Below are 1,875 nucleotides of genomic sequence, written 5' to 3' on the forward strand. Positions count from 1 at the left end.
TCCGCTTGCTGTCGTTCCAGGCGCAGCCGATCAAGTTGACACCCTCCATTCTGCTCGTCACGGACACATGGGTCGCCGCGCTCGTGCAGCGGGTAGCTCTCGAGGAACGCATTCTGCAAGTGCCGCGACGCAGGCTTCACGAGTGCGAGGAAGGGTAGAGGCCATTGCTGTGCAGCTGGACGGCCGACTTGACCGACGCCAAGGCGCTGTCGGCGCACACGACGCGCCCGGAGAGCGCCCCGCGCTATGGACGGTAGCGGCGGCGCCAAGCTCTCTGTTCGCCTGCGAGCGCAGCCAGCGAGCGAGCGCTGCGTTCAGCGCGGCGAGCCTAGACTTCGGTCATCCCGAGGATTTGCCTAAGCGCACGCGCAAGCGATTCCTTGGGAGCACTACCTCTCGACCGCCAGGCGACGATTCCGTCGGGCCGCACGAGCGCCGCTCCGTCACGTCCAATCCCGAGGGCGCCATGTTCCGCAATGCGCTCGCAGGTGAGCCGGATTCCGAGCTGATTCGCTTCCTCATGCGCGGCATCGCACCATGCGTTCGCTTGGAGCCCCGCAAGCAGCAGGAAGCGCCCGCCAGCGAAGTCGAGCGTAGAGAGGCGCTGGGTCCCGTGCATGATCCAGACATGCGGCAGGCGGGTGCCGGGCCGGCCGTCGAGGGACGATGTCCCGGGTCCCGGTGGCTTGCCCGGCTCGAGCACGACGGCCGTCGACGCGTAGCCATAGCCCATGGTCAGGTAAGGGAAAACGTGGCGCATCGCCCACATGATTCGCAGCGTGCCCAAGGGCCGCGGCACGACAATGAGGCCCCCGGTCGCCATTCAAGCGGCCAGCGATGTCGCCCGCGGCCCGCCCGACTGGCAGGCGCTCGGCCTCGTAGGTGTCGAGCAGGCTCTCGTGTGCTGTGCCAGCGAGCACGAGTCCGAGCTTCCATGCGAGGTTGTGCGCATCCTGGATGGCAGTGTTTGCCCCGAGGCCTCCCCATGGTGACATGGAATGCGCGGCGTCGCCGGCCAGAAAGGCACGGCCCTGCCGGTACCGCTCGGCGATGCGCACAGCCGACTGCCAGGGACTCACGCCGAGGATGGTGACGTGGAGGTCGGCGATTCCGACGGCCTCGCGGATGAGCGCCTCGCATCGCGCGGGCGTAAAGTCGTCGGGTCGCTCGCCGCGCTCCGGCTCGTACGCAAGATGGATGACCCACGTGGCCGCGTTGTCGATGGACGCGATGAGACCGCGAACGGCCGCATTCTCCACGAGGCACAAGCTAAACTCCCGACCGCGCACAAGGGGCGCGAGGTCGGCGGCATGGAAGAGCACGTTCAACTGATGACCGTAGGTGCGCGAGCCGCTGCGCTCGATGCCGAGGCCCTTGCGCACCGCGCTGCGCGAGCCGTCCGCGCCAATGAGGTAAGCGGAGCGCACCGAGTGCTCGATGCCCGTCGTGCCGTCCCTCAGCGTGGCCGTCACGCCCACTTCATCTTGCGTGAAGGCCACCAGCTGCGTCTCGAAGCGCACGTCGACGCCGCGTGCTCTGGCGGCACGCAGGAGGATGGGCTCGAGGAGGTCCGGCACCGCGAGCAGCGGCTTGATCAGGTCGACGAACCGCGGCCTGTCGGCCGGATTCTGCGCCCAGCATCGCATGACGAGGCGCGCCCAGTCTGGCGGGCAGTCCGGCGGGATGTCAAGCCGCTCGCCGCGCTGAACACACGTGCAGATAGCAAACTCGTTGGCGCCCTCGTACGGCGGCTCGCGCGCGGCCAGCTCCCACAGAATCATCCCGAACGCGTACACGTCCGCCGCAAAGTAGTCCTTGTGCCCCTGGATCGACAGCAGCTCTGGCGCCATCCACTGCACTGCACCCGCTACAGCG

General features: G+C 67.9%; 2 protein-coding genes. Both read right to left on the bottom strand.

Features of this window, described 5'->3' with window-relative positions:
* Positions 1 to 328: 328 nt before the first annotated feature.
* Complete coding sequence (locus tag KIT86_RS25265) at positions 329 to 619, bottom strand: hypothetical protein (RefSeq protein ID WP_367185478.1); 291 nt, start codon at positions 617 to 619, stop codon at positions 329 to 331.
* Positions 519 to 1,875, bottom strand: a 1,357-nt coding sequence (locus KIT86_RS25045; protein ID WP_297403446.1) for an FAD-dependent monooxygenase, incomplete at its 5' end; no start/stop codon positions are given. The genes KIT86_RS25045 and KIT86_RS25265, both read right to left, overlap by 101 nt.

Source organism: Hydrogenophaga sp., assembly GCF_026125825.1.
Lineage (GTDB): Bacteria > Pseudomonadota > Gammaproteobacteria > Burkholderiales > Burkholderiaceae_C > Hydrogenophaga.